Consider the following 920-nt stretch of genomic DNA (forward strand, 5'->3'; position numbering starts at 1 on the left):
CGTGAACGTGCGGTTCGGATGGTCTTTGAGCTTCGTGAGCAGACGGGCGAGCGGACAGGCGCGATCGCCCGGGTCGTAGACAAGCTCGGGGTGCGTCGGGAGGCGTTGCGGACGTGGATCCGGCAGGCCGAGGTCGATGACGGGCGGCGTCCGGGCCGGACGACGTCCGATGCCCAGCGCATCGGGGAGCTTGAACGTGAGGTGCGTGAGCTGCGGCGGGCGAACGAGATCTTGAAAGCGGCGTCGGCGTATTTCGCCCGGGAGCTCGACCCCGGATTGCCGCGCTGGTCGAGTTCATCGATACCCATCGTGAACAGTTCGGTGTGGAGCCGATCTGTGCCGTGTTGGAAGTTTCGTCGTCCACATATCGGGCGGCCAAGAAGCGGGGGTGAGTCCGTCGGCTGGTGCGGCCCGAGACGGATACCTGAAAGGAGAGATTCTGCGGGTGTGGAACGGCCCGGGGACGCGGTCTTGGGGCGCGGAAGGTGTGGGGGCAGCTTTGTCGGGAGGGGATCACGGTGGCCCGGTGCACGGTCGAGCGGCTGATGCGCGGGCTGGGGATCGCTGGGGTGACGGCGGGCCGCAAGCGGCCCGCACCACTATCCCCGGCCAGGATCATCCGGGTGACGTGCTGGAACGCGACTTCACCGCGGACCGGCCGGATCGTCGATGGGTCGCGGACAGCACCTATGTGGCGACCGCGGACGGCTGGGTCTACACCGCGTTCGTGCAGGATTTGTACTCGCGGTGGATCGTCGGCCGGCAGGTCGCCGACCACCTGGGCGCCGGCCTGGCACTCGATGCCCTGGAAATGGCGGTCTGGTCTGGTGGAGGTGACGTCGGTGGCCTCGTTCACCATTCGGATAGGGGAGTTCAATACACTTCCATCCGCTACGCTGAACGGCTTGATCAGGTCGGCG

The 920-nt window shown here is 67.0% G+C and carries 1 protein-coding gene and 2 pseudogenes; all 3 read left to right on the plus strand.

The features are described from left to right. Nucleotides 1–18 precede the first annotated feature (18 nt). Nucleotides 19–213 (plus strand): annotated as a pseudogene (locus C1I98_RS45960) (transposase); the annotation flags it as partial. Between the two features lie 269 nt (nucleotides 214–482). Further along, nucleotides 483–575: pseudogene (locus tag C1I98_RS45965) on the plus strand (IS3 family transposase); the annotation flags it as partial. 53 nt (nucleotides 576–628) lie between these two features. After that, the coding region (locus C1I98_RS39330; RefSeq protein ID WP_158558420.1) for a DDE-type integrase/transposase/recombinase at nucleotides 629–920 on the plus strand (292 nt) is incomplete at its 3' end.

The sequence above is a fragment of the Spongiactinospora gelatinilytica genome, assembly GCF_003236385.1.
Taxonomy (GTDB): Bacteria; Actinomycetota; Actinomycetes; order Streptosporangiales; family Streptosporangiaceae; genus Spongiactinospora; species Spongiactinospora gelatinilytica.